We start from the raw sequence: 19,435 nt of genomic DNA, 5'->3' as shown, positions 1-19,435 counted from the left end.
CCTGTCTTTTGAGGCGGCGTTTTGAGGCAGTCTGGGATCGAACGCGCTAGCCCCTTGTGCGTTCGCGTTGTGCGATAGTGACGCGAGCAGATGAAGGCGGCTTATCAGCGCGTTCGTCCGTTAAGGGCGCCTACGATGTAAGATGCGGCGCATGATGTCGAAGTAAGGCACGAAATCACTGCGCCGAAGAAGCCAAAGGGCTCGTGCGGGCGATTTTGAGACGCGGCCGAACCAAACACAGTAAATCGCAAAACCGAGGATATATGCGATGGTGGAGGCAGCCGCCGCCCCTCGCATGCCAAAGTGTTGAACCAAGACCACACAGACGGCTAGATTGAGAAGGACGGCCAGACCGTTCATCCAGATGGCCGTCTTTGGTTGTCCGAGTGAATTCGTAGCATACTGGAGCAAAATATTGCTGGCCGCTTTAAAGATGAGACCTGGCAAGAGAATGAGGAATGGGACGACCGCTTCTAAATAGACGTCGTGGTGTCCGAACAGCGGGAAGAGAAACGGGAAGACGATAGCCATGCCCGTGGCCGCTAAGGTCGATGTGATGATAGTCTGGCGTGACGCCATGGTCGTGACGGCAATGGCATCTTCTCGGTTGGCCCCGGTCATGCGCGCAAAGACCACGGAAACAATCGATTGCGACAGCGTGTTCAAGACCTCGGCCACGGCGACTGCCGTTCCATAAATAGACATAGTGCGGGGTCCGAGCACGGCAGCCACGTAAAAGTAGTCTACACGGTAGTTGAGATAGTGGACGACGTTGGAGACGGAAGACCAACTTCCGTAGGCAAACGTGCCGCGCCAGTCGACGGCGGAAAAGCGCCAACGGAGCACATTCTCTCCTTTACGCGCGCGCGTGTTTAAGCGGCGATACGCTGCCACGAGGGCAATCAACACGGCGAGAATCCAAGACGATGTCCAAAGGATGTAACTGATGGTCAGACGCTGCTCCAATTTAGGAGAGTGGATGAGAAAGAGAGACAAATAAAATACGAGAAAAGACAAGGGCTGTGCTATGTTGGCCCGATTCAGCCAGCGAATGTCGTGTAGGGCGTTAAGCACGCGGGTGCCATAGTTGAAAAGAAGGGCGAGCGGCAGGCTGAGCATCGTCCACGCCCAGGCAGCGGGCAGTCCCGCGCGATGCACGAGAACTAAAGTCACGGGCAAGGCGATGGCCCACAGCAAAAGACACGCCCCAAAGACGACGAGGTTGCCCATTTGTGCAATCCGGGTGGTCTCGGTGGGCCGCTTGGGAATGGCATATCCGTACCAGTTGGTATAGCCAGCGAGAAAATTTTGGCCTCCGTTGAGAAGAACTTGGCTATATTGAAGTTGACCGACATCTTCTACTGTCAAGAAGCGGCGAACGACAATCGCGTTCAGAAATCCAAGGACAGAAGACAGTCCTCGGTAGATGAAGGAGAAAAACGTTGTTTTTCGGTCGTTCAAGGAACCGTCACTCCAGAAATTCGTGGTGCATGCTTGCAAGGGGACGACGACGATGTACGGTGAGGGCCTCTCGGCCGGACACTAGGGAACATCCTTGGGGGATGATTCCGCGTTTCAGTGTAGCACATGGGCGGGTTTTCTAGGACGTGTCCAGCGACATAATTTTCGAATTCGCACCAGAAAGTGGACTGTGGTACGCTTGACATGAGACGACCGCTTGACACGCGAAAGGGGGCGGTAAGATGCGCGTGGTGGAGTGGATTGAGCGCAAACGGCAAGGCGGAAAATTGACGGATGAAGAAATGACGCAACTGATTCAAGGGTACATATCTGGTGAAGTTCCAGACTATCAAATGAGCGCTTTCTGTATGGCCGTGGTCTTTCAAGGGATGGATGACGAAGAGACGTCGGCCTTGACACAGGCCATGGCCGACTCTGGAGATGTACTCGAATTGCCTGGCGTGCCGCGCCCTGTGGTCGACAAACACAGCACCGGGGGCGTGGGGGACAAGACGACGATTGCCTTGGCACCATGGTTGGCTTCCATCGGCGTCACTATGGCCAAGATGTCTGGCCGTGGTCTCGGACACACAGGCGGAACCGTGGATAAATTAGAGTCTATTCCAGGCTTTCGAACGAATTTGTCGGCGAGCGAATTTTTGCGTCAAGTCAAGGAGATTGGCGTGGCCGTAGCCGGTCAGACGGGCGAACTCGCTCCAGCAGACAAGTCGCTCTATGCGCTCCGGGACGTGACGGGCACGGTCTCGAGTATTCCGCTCATCGCCGCATCGATTATGAGCAAGAAGCTCGCCAGTGGGGCGGACGCGATTGTGCTCGACGTGAAAGTCGGCGATGGAGCTTTTATGAAAACTGCGGCAGAAGCGCGCGAATTGGCGAGTCGGATGGTGCGCATCGGTGAGTTGCGAGGACGCAAAACCGTGGCCATTCTCTCTCACATGGAAGAGCCTATCGGCTATGCGGTGGGAAATGCCTTGGAAGTGAAAGAAGCGATTGACACACTCCGCGGCGACGGCCCACCTGACTTTACAGAACTGTGTTTGGCGCTTGGCGCCGAAACGGCGGTCTTGGCCGGGGTGGCGGATTCGCTCGAAGAAGCGCGCGAGAAAATGCGTGAGGCAGTTCAGAGTGGCCGCGCGTTAGCTAAGTTTGCTGAGTTTGTGAAAGCTCAAGGCGGTTCACCGCTCGTCGCCGAAGATACCAGTATTTTGCCTCGCGCTCCAGTCGTCGAGTTGGTCAGGGCCCATCTGGACGGTTATGTGGCCAGCATTCACGCCGAAGCTACAGGCAGGCTGGCGATGCGTTTGGGCGCGGGAAGAGCGACCAAAGAGGACCGAATCGACTTGCGGAGCGGTTTGGTGTTCCGCAAGAAAACGGGTGACTTTGTGCGCCGTGGTGAGGTCCTTGTGGAAATTCACGCGGCCACCTCGGAAGCGGCAGCAGCTGCAGTTCCTGAAGCGGAGCAGTTGTTCACATGGGCGAACAGCGCCACGGTGGCGCTTCCCATCGTCGTTGGCCGTGTGGATGCAGCAGAACTGCAGGCAGAAACAGAAGCGGGGCGAAGCCTCGCAGCCACTCCCGAATCTGCCGCACCAGGTGCTAGTGTCATCGCGGCCGCACTTGCCGCGCGCGACCACGCGTACGTCCCATATTCAAATTTTCCGGTAGGCGCCGCATTGCAGTTGCGCGATGGTCGGATGGTGACGGGCTGCAATGTGGAGAATGCGTCGTTTGGACTGACGAATTGTGCGGAGCGATCCGCCATTTTTCGCGCCATCTCGGAATATGGTGTGGCGGGAATGGATGTTGTAGCCGTTGCTGTGGCCGCTGACACGGAAGGGCCAGTATCGCCGTGTGGCGCCTGCCGTCAAGTCCTCATGGAATTCTGCCGTGCTGACGTTCCTGTCTTCCTGACGAATGTGCGCGGACAGATTGCAGAGACGACGGTCGGTGCGTTATTGCCGCATGCGTTTCTCCATTTTTGAAAGGGGAGTTAAGACAATGAGTATCTTCATGTCCATGAAAAGTCAGCAGATGTTGGAACACTTGACGTCGGCGGAGACGAGCGCAGAGACGACTCATGAGTTACCCGAGCGAAAGGACGTTGCGGCAGAAGACAAGTGGCGTCTCGAAGACCTCTATGCGTCCGACGAAGATTGGCAGAAAGATGCGGCACAGTTGACGGGTCGCTTGGCGGAATTGGCGGCGATGTCCGGCACCTTGGGCAATTCTGCAGAGTCGTTCTATGCTGCATTAAAACTTCAAGATGAGTTGGATGAAATTGGGTCAAGACTGTTTGCGTACGCGCGGATGCGTCGGGATGAAGACAATCGCAATGCCAAGTTCCAGGCGCTCGCGGACAAAGCGATGATGCTGATGGTGCAGTTGCAGAGTGCGAGTGCGTTTTTGGTGCCGGAGATTCTGTCCATTCCGACAGAGACCATCCGTCAATTTTTCCACGAATTCGAACCCCTAGGTTTGTATAAATTTGCGGTAGAAGAAGTCCTCCGAGAAAAGCCACACGTGCTTTCGACGGACGCCGAGTCCATTCTCGCCCAGACGGAAGAGATTGCGTCGGCGCCACAAAATATTTTTTCCATGTTTAACGATGCCGATTTGACCTTTCCCTCCATCACCGATGAAGAGGGTAAGAAAGTAGAAGTGACGCATGGGCGCTACATGACATTTTTGGAAAGCCGCAATCGAGAGGTGCGCAAGCAGGCATTTGACGCGGTTTACTCGACCTATGGAAAGCATCAGAATATGCTCGCGGCCACGTATGGGGCGAGTGTCAAAAAAGACTGCTTCTATGCAAGAATCCGCAACTATCCGTCCGCGCGAGAAGCGGCACTGAGTCCGGACGACGTGCCGATTTCGGTCTATGATCATTTGATTGACGCGGTACACTCGTCACTGCCTGCGTTGCACAAATACCTGCGACTCCGTAAGCGCGTCTTGAAGGTCGATGAACTGCACTTCTACGACCTCTACACGCCGCTCGTTGCGGAAGTCGATGAAAAGATTCCGTATCGCAAAGCGGTCGACACTGTGCTCGAGGCGCTTCATCCGCTCGGCCCTGATTATCTACAAGCCGCGCGTCGCGGATTGCTGGAAGAAGGTTGGGTAGACGTTCAAGAGACGCGCGGCAAAACGAGTGGCGCATATTCGTGGGGGGCGTACGGAGTTCACCCATACATTCTGCTGAATTACAACAACTCCCTCAATCACATGTTCACTTTGGCCCACGAATTAGGTCATGCGATGCACTCCTACTACTCGCACCGCGAGCAGCCGCACGTTTATGCCAATTACACCATCTTTGTGGCTGAAGTGGCGTCCACAAGCAATGAGTCGCTCTTGTTCCGGCATCTGTTACAGACGACCGAGGACAAGTCTGTGCGCGCGTCACTCATCAATCACCATTTGGAGACAATACGCGGTACGGTCATTCGGCAGACGATGTTCGCCGAATTCGAAAAGCTGACCCACGCCCACGTTGAGGCGGGGGAAGCACTGACGCCCGAGTGGCTAGCGGACACCTACCGTAAGCTCATTGACGCGTATTTTGGTGCAGTCTGCGTGATGGATGACAAAATTGCTTGGGAGTGGTCGCGCATTCCGCATTTTTATCGGGCCTTCTATGTCTACAAGTACGCAACAGGGCTGTCTGCTGCGACGGCACTGTCCGAGCGCATTTTGGCAGAGGGGGACGCGGCATTGCAACCGTACTTGACCTTCTTGAAGAGCGGCGGGTCCGACCACCCCATTCCGCTGTTACAGAAGGCTGGAGTGGATATGTCCACACCAAAACCAGTCGAAGCCACGCTGCAGATGTTTGACGCGTTGGTCGATGAATTGGCCGAACTGCTTGGAGTGTCTGCCGAGGCCTAAGCACTGCGCGGGATTTGTGGAGAAACTCACGGTCACAGCACTGTGGGGTCAGAATCTGACCCCACGGGTGTCGTTGGAAGAGAAAGATACAGGCGAGTGCCGAATAAAAACGACTTCCCGGGGCGGGGAGTCGTTTTTATTCGGCGACGCTGCTCGTCTTTGCACCCACGGGTGCGTCTTCGGCCATGCGTGGCAAGACCACTCGAACGGTTGTGCCAATTCCGGGCTTGGACGAGATGTCGAGGCAGCCCCGATGCTCCTCGACAATGCGCCGACTGACCAACACACCAAGCCCCGTTCCCGTCTCCTTGGTGGTATAAAATCCGCGGTAGAGTTTGCTGATGTCGGCAATACCGCAGCCATTATCGACGACAGACAGAACGATGGTTGAGTAAGTGGCGTGTAAGGACAGGTGAACGCGCCCCTTGTTTTGACACGCGTGGAGCGCATTTTGCACGACGTTCAGCAGTACTTGTTTCATCTGTGCTGGGTCAGCATAAGCGGGCAGAGGCTCGCTGGGAACTTCCAGGCTCAGTTCTACATCCCGCAAGGTCGCTTCCGGAGCGAGAAAATCGCAAACCTCGCGAAGCACTTGCACCATATTCGTGCGCGTGTATTTCGGCAGTGGCGGCTTGGCGATGCTCATGAAGTGACTGAGCAATCCCTGGATACGGTCGAGTTCGTCGATAATGAGGCGCAGAAATTGCATGTCTCGGTCCGACTGAATTTGCTTCATGAACAGTTGCAAAAAGCCGCGCGCGGTCGTCAAAGGGTTGCGGATGTCATGGGCAATGCCTGCGGCCAGAGAGTTCAACGTGCGCAGCTTCTCCACATCCCGCAGCCGCAAATTCACTTCGTCTTCCGGGCTAATTTTCGCAAACAGGTTGAGTTGTATGGAAGTTCCATTTTCCAAATCAGGTAGCGTGAGTCGGTCAAACCGGAAGGTGTCCTCTTCCACCGAGAAAATCGATTCAGCAATGTTGGTGCGGGACGAGCGGGATCGCATCCCTGACAAAGCGAGTCCAGAGATGGGGTCCGGATGATGCTCGAAGAGGATGGTGCCGTCCATCGTGGTGAGAACGGCGTGGATGTGAAAATGCGACAGTAGGCTTGGAATCCACGAGGTCATGATGCAGTCGGGCAAGTGACGGCGAATGCCCAGTGCGACGCTGGTTGCGAGTAAGTTGGTCAGCAAGGCGAGATGGTCTTTGGCGCTCGTGGGCGGAGCGACGGCCACGAGATAGCCGAGTGGAAACGGAGTAGGCTCGTTCGCAGTGATGTCGTGAACGGCAAGCAGGAAAGGAGGTGCAGTGTTCGAGAACAGTGCGGTTTTCGATTCGCTGTGGAGAATGTCCACCAGCGTTCGGCGTATCAGCTTATCTCCACGCTCAATCCCGTTGGAACTCAAAAGGTTTTGTTCAGGAGCGGCGGACTCTAGGTCGAGTACGAGACCCTGCTCAGAAACACAACAAAACGTGGTGTTCGCAGGGAACGTTGCGGGATGAATGGCATGTATCACTTTGCGGAACGACTCTACCAGATAATCGTTCACCTTGATGCTGCTGGGCGAGAGCGACGGACTTGTTTCTGACTCCGATTTTGGCACACGCAGTACCAGTTCGGCTTCTCTGCTCGGGAAGACTTGCGACAGCGGTAATTCAGGAAACCGGTTGGGCTGCGGGTACATGGGTGATGTATTCACGATGTTGGCCACCTTTAGCGGTTGTGAATTGGGACGATTGCGCGAAATGGTGAAGCGTATTGGCCGGAACGTGTCCACGAACCGCTTCTGAAGCGCCCTCTTTGTCCGCTTCATGCTGTTGTCGTGGAATAGGCTGGATTTTTACTGGCTCAAACTCCATCCGCTCATCTTGCTGCAGATTTATTATCGGTATATTCAAGCGTATTGACAAGGAAAAAAACCCTCTTCCGGAGGGTTTCGACAAACAATCTCACGTTTCGCTTTTTTTGTACAAATCTTTTTCCATGAGCTCCTGTTATCGCAGTGGATGCATCCGATGGTCGGCGCTGACCGAGGAGAGGTTACGCGTTAGGTTCGGACACGGACAGCGTTGCCGCCTTCTGTTGATGGGCCATGGTTGTCTCATGAAGGCGTCGGAAGAGCTGGAGAGACGCGTCGCCAATACTCTCCAGTCCGCGCGCCGTCACTCCCCCAGGTACCGCAATGTGCCCCACAATGTCTTCCAAACTCATGCCCGCTTCGAGCAGGCGGGCGGTGCCGATGAGCGTGCGGACGAGCATGTCTTCCGCCACTTTCGGTGTGATGTGGCGCGTATCGCCGGCCGCCTCCGCCCATCGAAGCAGCACTTGGCTGAGAAAGGCCGGGCCGCAGGACGTCAGGTCTGAGTAGATGCGGAGTTGGTCCTCGCGAATGCGGACGGGCATGCCAATGCCGCCAAGTATGTTCGCCAGTCGACAAGATTCAGACGCGGGGGCGTCTGGTTCCATCGTGAAGAGTATCGATCCGCTGCGAACCGTCTGAGTCAAGCTGGGAATGCATTTGAAAAATGTCGCGGGGGACTCGTCACTCCACTCGTGCAGTGGAATGGAACTACACGTGGTACCGACCCATTGATGCGCGGACAGATGGGGCAATAGTGTTGCCATGACCTCTACGGTGTCGTCGTGGCGGGTACAGAGAAAGAGAACTTCCGCACTCTGCGCGACCGCCTCTGCGGAAGGCAAGACCGAGATGGACGGACAGGACTGTGCCAGATGAAGAGACTTTTCCGGATGACGGTTGTATACGAAGACCTGATGGTCCGGAACTTCCGCAAAAGCTTTCGCGAGCATGCCGCCCATGTTACCAGTTCCGACAATTCCGATGTTCATTGTCCACACCTCCACTGGCGTGACGTGCATGCAGCATCACCACGGGTTACAACCAGTCTATTCGAGCTAGCTTGTCTTCTTGCTGAAGGAAACATGTGGGATGGATTTCCGAGCATGTACCTGTGTATGATAGAGACAGTAGAGTGCTCAATACGGTCGGACGGCGAGGAGGGGTGCGAGATGGAAGCGAGGTATACGCTGGAACCCCGCCAAGAACTTCGCTGGTCGTTCTCTCCGCGAATGGACCAGTCTCTGCATTTTCTCCAGTGTTCCGCCACGGAACTGGTCGCGCACGTGATGGAGAGCCTGGCGGAGAATGTGACGGTTTTGGTCGATCCGCCACCGCTCATGGTCGCTCATGCCGCTACCGGGCCAAGAGGTTTAAGGGGACGTTATGAAGGCGCTTACACACCTCCATGGGACTCTTTGCGGGCAGAGCCGTCCATGGCGGATGTCCTGCTTTCACAAGTGCGCATGGCTTGCCGTCGAGAAGACGTGGTGATGGCTGCCGAACAGGTCATTGGATGTTTGGACGAACGGGGTTATTTGGTAGAGACAGTGGCCGGAATAGCGGCGTTGGCGACGGTCAGCACCGATGTGGCCGAAGAGGCCATCGCGCTCGTGCAGCGGTGCGACCCGCCTGGCATTGGGGCAACGTCGCTCGAACAGTGCCTGTTGATTCAAGCCGAGTTCCTCCCGACAGACATCCGTTCGGTGGTCGAGCGAATTGTCCGACGGCACTTGCAGCACGTGGCCGACGACGAGCAGGAACGGATTGCCGCCGAACTTGATGAACCACTGTGGCGTATTGAAAACGCCATACAATGTCTACGTCAACTGAATCCCACGCCAGGAAGTTTGTTTCACTCGACAAGCGCCGTCACGGTTGTGCCAGACGTGCTCGTCGAGGAGAGGGATGAGGGGCTTTACGTCCGTTTGAATGAGGAGATGTTCCCAACCATCCGTTTTTTGGAGAATCCAGTGACGGACTCTTTTGCTCAGGCTGCGGATGCGCATCAATTTTGGCGACTGCACCATCGCCAGGCGCGTATGGTCCAGCGAGCGGTCGACAGCCGCCAGCAAACCATTTTACGAGTGGTGAGCGAAGTGGTACGTGTGCAGCGTGAGTACCTTCTAGGAGAGAGTCCACTTGCCCCTCTTACCGGCAAGGAACTAGCCAAGCGGCTCTCATTGCACGCATCAACGGTCTGTCGGGCGTTGCAAAACAAGTGGATGCTGACGCCGCGTGGTGTCTTGCCCTTTCAGGCGCTGTTGTCGCGCGATGTTCAACAGAGTTCGCACTCCTCGATGCAGCGGCAGTCTTGGCCCGTTCTGCAGCAGTCCTCGACTCGAGACGATGAGGACTCAGCGAAAGTGTCTGCTCATGCGCTTCGGGAGCGCTTGCGGGAAATGTTTGCTGAGGAGTCGAAGACGCGACCACTGTCCGATGCTGCGCTCTGCCGCGAACTAGCGCGTATGGGCATCGTCGTGGCCCGCCGAACCGTAGCCAAATATCGAGAAGAGATGGGCGTGGGTAGTTCCTGGGAGCGGGCTGTACAGACGACTTCTGGGGCCAGCCACAATCGGCGCCCGTAAGTCTGCGGCTCGGCGCGTTGCCTCCGTGCGCTTGTTTGGTACAATGGAGAAGACTGCAAAATACGTTGCGGCTATCCACGTATGACCTCAGCGCTGGGAGGCGACAATTTGGCCAAAAAGTCCATCGAAGATGTCAATTGGCAAGGTAAGCGGGCCTTGGTTCGCGTCGATTTCAACGTGCCCATGGATGGTCATCAGACGATAACCGATGGCACGCGCGTCAAAGCATCGCTCCCGACCCTTCGGTACCTCACAGAACACGGCGCGCGCGTCGTCTTGATGAGCCACTTGGGTCGCCCGAAGGGCGAGCACAAAGACGAATTCAGTCTGAGACCCGTGGCTGACTACTTGCAGTCCTTATTGGACGGCAAGCCCGTTCGCTTCGTCTCGGACTGTGTTGGAGAAGTGGCGGAGCAAGCGGTACAAGAAATGCACGACGGCGACATACTGCTCTTGGAAAATGTTCGATTTCATGCCGGCGAAGAAAAAAACGACGCCACGCTAGCTCGGAAAATGGCCCTGTTGGGGGATGTTTTCGTGCACGACGCGTTTGGTTCAGCGCATCGCGCTCACGCATCGACGGCGGGGGTGGCGCGCTTTCTGCCAACTGTCGCAGGCTTGTTGATGGAGCGCGAAGTGCGCATGCTCGGCGATGCATTGGAACACCCTGAACGGCCATTTTTAGCGATTATTGGCGGGGCCAAGGTCTCCGACAAAGTGAAAGTTCTGCACAGTTTGCTGCCTAAAGTCGATGCCATTCTGATTGGCGGTGGGATGGCGAACACATTTTTGGCGGTTCAAGGTCATGCGCTCGGCAAGTCGCTCGTTGAAACCGATGCATACGGCACGGCAGAAGCGTTGATGCGCGAAGCACAGGACCTCGGCAAAACCATTCACCTTCCGGTCGATGTCGTGGTGGCCAAGCAGTTTGATGCCAATGCGAGCCATCGCGTGGCCGAGGTGTCCGACATTCAGGAAGATGAGATGGCGCTCGATATTGGCCCGCAGTCGGTAGAGGCGTATTGCAGAGTCATTGCCCACGCGAAAACGGTACTTTGGAATGGCCCCATGGGTGTTTTTGAAATGCCAGCGTTTGCGGTCGGAACGGTCGCGGTAGCCAAGGCGCTGGCCGAGGTGGACGGCATGACCATTGTCGGCGGCGGCGATTCGGTAGCAGCGGTCGAACGTGCCGGAGTTGCCGGAAAAATGTCTCACGTGTCAACAGGTGGTGGAGCATCGCTTGAGTTTTTGGAAGGGAACGAGTTGCCTGGTGTGGCGGTCATAGAAAATCGAGACTGAGAGAGGTCCAGACAAGACCTTCTCCAGCTACTACTAGAAGATCCCGCTTGTCGTGGGGATGACGTCAAGACAGATGGAAACAGAAAGGGTGTGAACGCTTTGACAGAGCGGCGTCCCTTGTTAATAGGGAACTGGAAAATGTACAAAACGCTCGCAGAGGCGCGGTCTTTTGCGCAAGAACTTGGTCAGCAGTCCACGCGTCTTTGCATGGCGATAGACTATGGCATCTGTGCCCCGTTTACCAGCCTTCATCTACTGCGCGTGATGTTACCTGCCCAGGTGCGGATAGGTGCCCAAGATGTCTATTACGAAACGGAAGGGGCATTTACTGGAGAAATTTCCGCACCAATGCTTGCGGATTTCGGGACACATTTTGTCCTAGTGGGACATTCGGAACGCAGATCGCTGTTTGGCGAGTCTAATGCGATGGTCGCGAAAAAGGCGGCGGCTGTACTCCGCCACGGCATGGTGCCCGTCGTTTGTGTCGGAGAGTCTTTAGCGGAGCGCGAGCGCGGCGAGACCTTGGCGGTCGTCCTCAGTCAATTGGATGCCGTTTTTGACGCGTTAGCGGATGCCGACATCGCCGATTTTGTCGTGGCTTATGAACCCGTGTGGGCGATTGGTTCTGGCAAGACCGCAACGGTGAACGATGCAGGCGAGGTGGCGAGCGCCATCCGCACTCACCTTGCTACAATCCGCTCGGCCGAATTTGCCGCGAATCTTCGCATTCTCTACGGTGGTAGCGTTAAACCGGGGAACATTGCGTCGTTCCTCGAGCACGCAGATATCGACGGCGCGTTGGTCGGCGGCGCTAGTCTTGAAGCCAACTCCTTTGCAGACATGGCAGAAGCTGCGGGGGGGTGCAGTGCATGAGTGAGTTTGTGCGCAAGACCATTCCCTCAGGTAGTGGTCCGGTCGCCTTAATCATTCTCGACGGCTTTGGGCTTCGAAGTGAAGTGACCGGCAACGCCGTGGCGCTTGCCAAGAAGCCGAATTTCGATGCTCTTCACAACACCTACCCACATACCACTTTGCAGGCGAGCGGTCCAGCCGTCGGTTTACCGGAGGGACAGTTTGGCAATTCTGAGGTCGGACATTCGAACATTGGCGCCGGGCGAATTCTTTACCAAGACTTGACCCGCATTGCGCTCGACATTCAGAACGGTACGCTGTTTGAAAACCCCGTTCTCAAGCGGGCTATGAATCACGCCACTCGTCACAAAAGTACGCTGCATCTGCTCGGCCTCGTGTCCGATGGCGGCGTACACAGTCACATCGACCATCTGCAAGCCTTGTTGCGAATGACGGCACTGCTCGACGTGCCGCGCGTGGCGGTGCACGTCTTCCTGGATGGGCGCGACACTCCGCCGACCACAGGGCTCGGCTTTTTGAAGCGCATCGAAGAGGCTGCCGCTATCGCTGGAAACACCGTTGTTGCGACCGTCCAAGGCCGGTACTTCGCGATGGACCGCGACAAGCGATGGGACCGCACGGGCCGCGCTTACCAAGCCATCGTGCACGGCGAAGGGACAGCTGTAGAAGACTTGAAGTCTGCTGTACAAGCACAATATGATGCTGGCGTGACGGACGAATTCATGCCGCAACTCGTCCATGTGAATGCGTCGTCTGAGCCGCTTGCCACCGTCAGAGACGAGGACTCCGTCATCTTCTTCAACTTCCGGCCAGACCGCGCCATCCAATTGTCGGCGGCACTGACGGACAAGCAGTTTGATGGGTTCGATCGCGGTAGTTCCCCGCCCTTCCCGCTCTTTGTGTCGCTGACGAAATACAGTGACGCCATCGCGTCCGAGATTGCCTATCCGCCGCGTGAATTGCACCAGACGTTTGGCGAGGTCGTATCGGCAGCAGGACTTACGCAGTTGCGCATTGCGGAGACGGAAAAGTACCCTCATGTGACGTTCTTTTTCTCGGGTGGACAAGAGACGCCGTTTCCCGGTGAAGAGCGAGTCCTCGTACCGTCGCCAAAAGTGGCGACGTACGACCTCCAGCCCGAGATGAGTGCTTACGAGGTGGCGAAACGGGCAGCGGATCGCATCGATTCGGGCGACATTGACGTGATGATTCTCAACTTTGCCAACCCGGACATGGTCGGCCATACGGGTGACCTGCAAGCGGCCATCCGGGCCATTGAGGCGGTCGATGAGTGCCTGCAGACCGTGTTAGACGCCATTTTTCGGCGGGGTGGTGTGGCGTTGGTCACGGCCGACCACGGGAATGCAGACATCATGATTGACCCGCAGACGGGCGGGCCGTGCACCACTCATACAACCAATCCGGTGCCGCTGATTGTGACGCGCCACGGGTTGGTACTGGAGCACGGGGTGTTGGCGGATTTGGCGCCCACGATGCTCAGCTTGCTCGGCATTGCGCAGCCCTCAGAGATGGAAGGGAAGTCCCTAATTGTCGAACAAACCGCTCGTTAAATGGCTGTACGGGGTTGCGGCGGCGATGAGTCGTTAAAGGAACCATACGTTAAAGAAACCATACATTGAGGAGGATGACAGTATGTCAGAGATATTCGATATTCATGCGCGAGAAGTGTTGGATTCGCGTGGCAATCCCACCGTCGAGGTCGAAGTGGCTTTGGAGAGTGGTGCCATGGGGCGGGCTATCGTGCCATCCGGGGCGTCCACAGGCGCCCATGAAGCCGTCGAACTGCGGGATGGGGACAAAGCGCGCTATGGTGGCAAAGGCGTCATGCACGCAGTCGCCAACGTGCTCGAAATCATCACCCCCGAGCTCGTCGGTGAAGATGCCGACAATCTGGTGGACATCGACCGTCTGCTCTGTGAACTGGATGGTACCCCAAACAAAGGCAAACTCGGTGCCAATGCCATTCTCGGCGTGTCCATGGCCATCGCTATGGCGTCCGCGCACGAAGCAGGATTGCCGCTCTACCGCTATCTTGGTGGATTTCACGCGCACCTGCTACCCACACCGATGATGAACATTTTGAATGGTGGCAAGCACGCCGACAACACCGTCGACATTCAGGAGTTCATGGTCGTCCCACATGGTGCGCCCACGTTTCGCGAAGCGCTGCGCATGGGTGCCGAGGTGTTTCATGCCCTGAAAGGCGTGCTCAGTGCGGAGGGACTGGCGACCACGGTTGGTGACGAAGGTGGCTTCGCTCCGAATCTGAAAACCAACGAAGATGCTATCAAGATGATTGTTCGCGCCATCGAAAAGGCTGGTTATCGCCCTGGGGAAGATGCGTCGATTGCCATCGATGTCGCGTCGACGGAGCTGTTTGCTGGTGGCAAGTACGAGTTCAAAGGCGAAGGAGTCACTCGCGATGCCAGTGACCTGATTGGATATTATGAGAAACTGTTGCAGAGCTATCCGATTGTTTCGATTGAAGACGGACTGGCTGAGGACGATTGGGATGGCTGGGCGCACTTGACAAAGGCGCTTGGCAGCAAGGTTCAATTGGTCGGAGATGACCTGTTCGTCACGAACACCGAGCGCCTCAGACGCGGCATTGAGACGGCGGTTGGCAACAGCATTCTCGTCAAGGTCAATCAAATTGGCACTTTGACGGAGACGTTTGCCTGCATTGACATGGCGAAGCGCGCCAGCTATACGTCGATTATCTCTCATCGATCCGGTGAGACGGAAGACACGACCATCGCTGATATTGCGGTTGCGACGAATGCGGGGCAAATCAAGACGGGAGCACCGAGCCGCACCGACCGGGTCGCGAAGTACAACCGCCTGCTTCGCATCGAGGAAGAACTTGGTTCAGCAGGGTCTTATGCTGGGAAATCCGTGTTTGTCCGCAGAGGTTAAGTATGCTAGACTATTTTTCGGAATAACCATGTAACGGGTGTGTCCCGGACAGGAGGTGACAGAAATGTTGGCAGCCGCAAAAATTGTGTTGGTGGTTCTCTGCGTGTTGCTCGTTGTCGTCATTCTCCTTCAATCCGGGCGAAGCGCTGGGTTGTCCGGCGTTATTACGGGTGGCTCGGACCAGTCGAGCTCGCGCAAGCCGAAAGGTATGGACCCGCTGCTTTCGCGGGTGACGGTCGTGCTTGCGGTGCTCTTCTTTTTGTTGACACTGGCCATGGCGTACTTAAGTGCCCATCCTGTGCATTGACCGAGATGCGTGCGTTGACCGTCCAGCATTCGCTGACTGAGATGCGTGCGTTGGCTGAGCGAATTGTGGGAACAGCGTCTGGTCGCCAGGATGACGACGAATTTGCAAACTGGAGCTGCCTTTTTGGTGGCTCTTTTTTTGCAGGTAGGCCATACTGAGCATGAGACATGGAAGGACTCTCTGGAGGGATTTTGTGACGGAATCAGAGGAATTGCGGACACAACTGCTTGATTATTTGGAGAAACAGGCGGACAAACCGCTTACGGTGCGCGAACTGACCGACGCCTTCGAGATTGTCGGCAGTGACGACTTTCGAGCATTTGTCAAACTGCTCGCAGAATTAGAGAGCACGGGCGAAGTGGTGCGAACGAGAACGGATCGATATGCGTTACCCGACAAAATGAACTTAGTGGTAGGGCGCCTGCAGATGAAAGCGCGCGGTTATGGTTTTGTGCTGACCGACGATGGCGAAGCAGATGTCTATATCCCGGTTGGTGAGATGGGCGGCGCGATGAGCGGGGACAAGGTGATGGCGCGCATAGAAGGCAACGGGAACTTGCGTGGGTCGCCGTTTGCGTCGGGTCAAGGAGCGGGGGCGAGCGCATCGGCGGGGAAGCACCGTGAGGGAAAAATCATTCGTGTGCTCGAACGCAGCGCCAACTTGCTCGTGGGACGATTTACTCGCCATCACGACTACGGTTTTGTTACGCCAGCCGATAAGCGCATGGTACAAGACATTCTCGTCCCGTCGGGCCACACAGCTGATGCGCATGACGGATACGTCGTGGTTGTCGAAATCACCAGTTATCCGACGGGTACGCGCGGTCCCGAGGGGCATATTGTGGAAGTGCTCGGCCATCCGGACGAGCCGGGTATTGACATTCTCACCGTCGTGCGGAAGTACAATTTACCAGAGCAATTTCCAGATGCCGTTTTGCACGCTGCAGAGCAAATACCGCTCGACCTCACAGACGACGATTTGGTCGGCCGGCGCGATTTGAGAGGTGAGACGATTGTCACCATCGATGGAGAAGACGCCAAGGATTTGGATGACGCGGTGCATGTCAAAGAACTCGCCAACGGGCACTTTGAACTCGGGGTGCACATTGCCGATGTAGGGCACTACGTGCGGGAAGGCAGTGTGATTGACAAAGAGGCATATCGGCGCGGAACCAGCGTCTACCTGACAGACAGGGTCATCCCCATGTTGCCGCAACGTTTATCGAACAACATCTGTTCGCTCAATCCACAGGTGGACAGGCTCACGCTGTCATGCATCATGGAAATCGACGAAAGCGGCGCGGTGCTCTCTCATGAGATTACCCCCAGTGTCATCCGCACAACCGAGCGCATGACGTATACGCATGTACGGAACATTCTCCTCGACGAAGACGAGAGCGTGCGTGAACGCTATGCCGCTTTGGTTCCCGACTTCCAGAGGATGGAGCGGGTCGCTTTGATTTTGCGCGACCGGCGCATGCGTCGGGGAGCGGTCGATTTCAATTTTGATGAAATTAAGGTGAATGTGGACAACATTGGACGGCCGACAGACATCACCACGCGCCAGCGTTCGATTGCGGAGCGAATCATCGAGGAATTTATGCTTGTGGCGAATGAGACCGTCGCGGAGCACTTTTACTGGCTGGGAGCGCCGTTCGTGTATCGCGTTCATGAAGACCCGGATATGGGAAAAATGCTCGACCTCAATTTGTTCCTTCACAACTTTGGATATGCGCTTAAAGGTGTTGGCAACAAAGTGCACCCTCGCGCCTTACAAGACGTGTTGAATGAAATCCAAGGCACGCGTGAGGCGCGTATGCTCTCCTCGCTGATGCTTCGCTCGATGCGTCAAGCGCGCTATTCGCCAGACAATCTCGGCCACTTTGGTCTAGCCGCGGAGCATTACACGCACTTCACATCGCCTATTCGCCGCTACCCGGACTTGATGATTCACCGCATTATTCGCGAAAGTCTCGAAGGCCCTCTTGCCGGAGCGCGAGAAGAGCAGTTGCGCGCGCTGGTCGCCGCAGCGGCTCTTCAGTCGAGCGAGCGGGAGCGCGTGGCACAGGATGCTGAACGCGAGTGCGATCAACTCAAGATGGTCGAATACATGCAGGCGCATGTGGGTGAGGAGTTTGACGGGTTGATTTCCGGCGTCACTCAGTTTGGTTTGTTCATCCAACTGCAAAATGGCGTAGAAGGCTTGATACACGTTTCCTATTTGACGGATGACTACTACGCGCTGAATGAGCGTCAGATGGCCCTTGTGGGAGAGCGGACTCGGCGCGTCTTTCGTTTGGGCGATCCGGTCCGCGTCGAAGTTGCCTCTGCCAACAAGGAGACGTTGACGATTGACTTTCAACTGGTGTCGCACTACCGAGAAGCGACGTTCGTGGGTGGCCGCGCCAATGGGGAAATTGTCTATGACGAAGATTTGTCTCGGCGCGACCGCGCGCGTGCTGAAACGGAGCGCGCTGAGCGGGCGGCTGCGTATGAAGCACGAGGCAGGGAACGGGAACGTGCAGGATTTGTCGGTGGCACGCGCGGCCGGCAGGCAGGTGAGCGGCGCGAGCGCGGGGATGAGGAGGAGGGAGGTAGCCGGTACGGCGGATACGCCGGACCGGCGTGGGCGGACGCCAGCGCGCCGCGCGGAGCGGGCGCTGGCGGGAGGAGGAGAGGAAAAGCGACGGGAACCCGCACCAAGCCATCCGGCGGCCCAGCGGGCGGCCGGAGCAGCGCCGGTGGGGGTGGACGGAAGCGACGTGGGGCTGGAGGTAGCAAGGGGGCACCCAGGGGGCCCCGGTGAACCGGAGGCTCCGCAGTCTGCAGCAGAGGGTGACTTGTGGCAGCGGGGTGGCTGTGCTAGAGTGGAGCTTACGTTGCAGGGCCGCATGCACATGCACGTGCGGCCACGGTTGAGGTGAAATCAGTATGGCGCATCGAGCCGAAGACAAATATCTCGCACAAAACCGCAAAGCCTACCACGACTACTTCATCGAGGAAACGTATGAGGCCGGGTTGGTCCTTACCGGATCGGAAATAAAATCGGTTCGCAAAGGCTCCGCCCATCTGCGGGACGCATACGCCCGCGTGGAAAACGGCGAGGTCTTTATTCACAACATGCATATTGGGCCGTATGAGCAGGCGAATCGGTTCAATCACGATCCGCTACGGACCCGCAAATGCCTTCTCCACCGCGAGGAAATTCGCAAGCTGGTGGGCGCGGTTCGGGAGCGAGGCTACACCCTTGTGCCCACGCGCCTCTACTTGCGAAACGGATTTGCCAAGGTGGAACTGGGGCTCGCTAAGGGCAAGAAACTTCACGACAAGCGTGAATCCGTCAAACAACGGGACGCCAATCGCGAAATTGCTCGCGCGTTGCGGGAGCGACAGAGGAACTGACGTCCTCTTGCGACGACAGGTTGGACAGATGGACACGGAACCGGCACACTGCTTAGATGGCCCGATGGGGCCACGCTGTTCCAGTTTCTCCTTTGAGTTCCGATTGCAGAACGCATGCTTCTGGCGTAAGATGTAATTACGCCGCTCGTCGAGCGCGATCCACATGGGGGCGTTTTGGATTCGACGGGGACAGTTCGAGCATGCACGGCGGGTCGTGGGGCCGCGAGGCCACGTTAAAAACGCGGACCTAAGAATAACTGGCAAAGCTAAAAACCGTTTCACCTCAAACAGCAATCTCGCCCTGGCTGCCTAATCGCACCCAGGCCATCGCTTCGTGAGTCGCTCGTGCTGACTTAGCGATGTCAACTTAGCGAGCTAGCCAGTGTCCAGCGTTCGCGGCTCATTGGCGAAATTGAGCGAACTCACCCTTCGATGAGCGTGTGAAACCGCGCATCCTGGGGACATTTAAAGGTTTCACTACACCCGTAGAAGTTCATGTAGCGAGGTCTTCGGACGCGGGTTCGACTCCCGTCGCCTCCACCATGCAAAACCACGAACCGATTAACAGGTTCGTGGTTTTTACCTATATAATCACGAGCGTTGCATTAATGTTTCCATAATGTTCATAGGATTCGGTGATATGTGTCCCACGACAATTAAAAAGTCCCTTATCATGGAGGACAGGTAGCACTGTCCAAATCCACGAGAAGGAACCATTCGCATGGACAACGCTACATGGAAATCTTGTTTTGGTCCATGGTTTTCTCTAGTCGATCCCGATTCTCTTCAAGCTTCCAT

The 19,435-nt window shown here is 56.4% G+C and carries 14 protein-coding genes and 1 other RNA gene; 11 read left to right on the top strand and 4 right to left on the bottom strand.

Translation table 11 applies throughout. The annotated features are described in order from the left end of the window. Nucleotides 1-120 precede the first annotated feature (120 nt). Nucleotides 121-1,461 carry a lipopolysaccharide biosynthesis protein gene (locus M4I36_RS01575; RefSeq protein ID WP_258109897.1) on the bottom strand — a complete coding sequence of 447 codons (1,341 nt, stop codon included), beginning with the start codon at nt 1,459-1,461 and terminating at the stop codon, nt 121-123. A gap of 242 nt (nt 1,462-1,703) precedes the next feature. Between M4I36_RS01575 and M4I36_RS01570 the strand changes: the two genes are divergently transcribed. Continuing rightward, nucleotides 1,704-3,464, top strand: a complete 1,761-nt coding sequence (locus M4I36_RS01570; RefSeq protein WP_258109895.1) for a pyrimidine-nucleoside phosphorylase — start codon at nt 1,704-1,706, stop codon at nt 3,462-3,464. Between the two features lie 16 nt (nt 3,465-3,480). Beyond that, the gene (pepF, locus tag M4I36_RS01565) at nt 3,481-5,370 is read left to right on the top strand and encodes an oligoendopeptidase F (protein ID WP_258109893.1); all 1,890 of its coding nucleotides are present in this window, start codon (nt 3,481-3,483) and stop codon (nt 5,368-5,370) included. Between the two features lie 136 nt (nt 5,371-5,506). Here pepF and M4I36_RS01560 read toward each other — a convergent pair whose 3' ends face one another. The 3 genes from M4I36_RS01560 to M4I36_RS01550 form a co-directional block, all read right to left on the bottom strand. Then, nucleotides 5,507-7,072: an ATP-binding protein gene (locus M4I36_RS01560; protein ID WP_258109891.1), complete on the bottom strand. Its 1,566-nt coding sequence runs from the start codon at nt 7,070-7,072 to the stop codon at nt 5,507-5,509. Then, nucleotides 7,029-7,283 (bottom strand): hypothetical protein, encoded by a 255-nt coding sequence (locus M4I36_RS01555; protein ID WP_258109890.1) that lies wholly within the window; start codon nt 7,281-7,283, stop codon nt 7,029-7,031. The genes M4I36_RS01560 and M4I36_RS01555 overlap by 44 nt, the downstream gene beginning before the upstream one ends. A gap of 130 nt (nt 7,284-7,413) precedes the next feature. Then, nucleotides 7,414-8,223, bottom strand: a complete 810-nt coding sequence (locus M4I36_RS01550) for a pyrroline-5-carboxylate reductase dimerization domain-containing protein (protein WP_258109889.1) — start codon at nt 8,221-8,223, stop codon at nt 7,414-7,416. A 180-nt stretch (nt 8,224-8,403) separates the two neighbouring features. On the opposite strand from M4I36_RS01550, the gene rpoN reads away from it, so the two are divergent. The 9 genes from rpoN (at nt 8,404) to ssrA (ending at nt 19,180) form a co-directional block, all read left to right on the top strand. Next, nucleotides 8,404-9,819 (top strand): RNA polymerase factor sigma-54, encoded by a 1,416-nt coding sequence (rpoN, locus tag M4I36_RS01545; protein WP_258109887.1) that lies wholly within the window; start codon nt 8,404-8,406, stop codon nt 9,817-9,819. A 108-nt stretch (nt 9,820-9,927) separates the two neighbouring features. Continuing rightward, a complete protein-coding gene (locus M4I36_RS01540) occupies nt 9,928-11,118 on the top strand; it encodes a phosphoglycerate kinase (RefSeq protein ID WP_258109886.1) in 1,191 nt (396 codons plus the stop codon). A gap of 99 nt (nt 11,119-11,217) precedes the next feature. Next, on the top strand, nt 11,218-11,991 hold the full coding sequence (tpiA, locus tag M4I36_RS01535; protein ID WP_258109885.1) for a triose-phosphate isomerase: 774 nt from the start codon (nt 11,218-11,220) through the stop codon (nt 11,989-11,991). Then, complete coding sequence (gene gpmI, locus M4I36_RS01530; protein WP_258109883.1) at nt 11,988-13,562, top strand: 2,3-bisphosphoglycerate-independent phosphoglycerate mutase; 1,575 nt, start codon at nt 11,988-11,990, stop codon at nt 13,560-13,562. The genes tpiA and gpmI overlap by 4 nt, the downstream gene beginning before the upstream one ends. Before the next feature lie 82 nt (nt 13,563-13,644). Further along, nucleotides 13,645-14,928 carry a phosphopyruvate hydratase gene (gene eno / locus M4I36_RS01525; RefSeq protein ID WP_258109882.1) on the top strand — a complete coding sequence of 428 codons (1,284 nt, stop codon included), beginning with the start codon at nt 13,645-13,647 and terminating at the stop codon, nt 14,926-14,928. A gap of 64 nt (nt 14,929-14,992) precedes the next feature. Further along, the gene (secG, locus tag M4I36_RS01520) at nt 14,993-15,235 is read left to right on the top strand and encodes a preprotein translocase subunit SecG (protein ID WP_258109881.1); all 243 of its coding nucleotides are present in this window, start codon (nt 14,993-14,995) and stop codon (nt 15,233-15,235) included. Between the two features lie 193 nt (nt 15,236-15,428). Further along, a complete protein-coding gene (gene rnr, locus M4I36_RS01515) occupies nt 15,429-18,041 on the top strand; it encodes a ribonuclease R (RefSeq protein WP_258109880.1) in 2,613 nt (870 codons plus the stop codon). A gap of 125 nt (nt 18,042-18,166) precedes the next feature. Then, nucleotides 18,167-18,637 carry an SsrA-binding protein SmpB gene (gene smpB / locus M4I36_RS01510; protein WP_258109879.1) on the top strand — a complete coding sequence of 157 codons (471 nt, stop codon included), beginning with the start codon at nt 18,167-18,169 and terminating at the stop codon, nt 18,635-18,637. Nucleotides 18,638-18,802: 165 nt separating this feature from the next. Next, nucleotides 18,803-19,180: a transfer-messenger RNA gene (ssrA, locus tag M4I36_RS01505) on the top strand. The last annotated feature ends 255 nt before the right edge of the window (nt 19,181-19,435 follow it).

Source organism: Alicyclobacillus sp. SP_1 (assembly GCF_024706985.1).
GTDB lineage: Bacteria > Bacillota > Bacilli > Alicyclobacillales > Alicyclobacillaceae > Alicyclobacillus_I.
The sequence above is the reverse complement of the archived record's forward strand: the minus strand, read 5'-3'. Positions and strand labels throughout refer to the sequence as shown.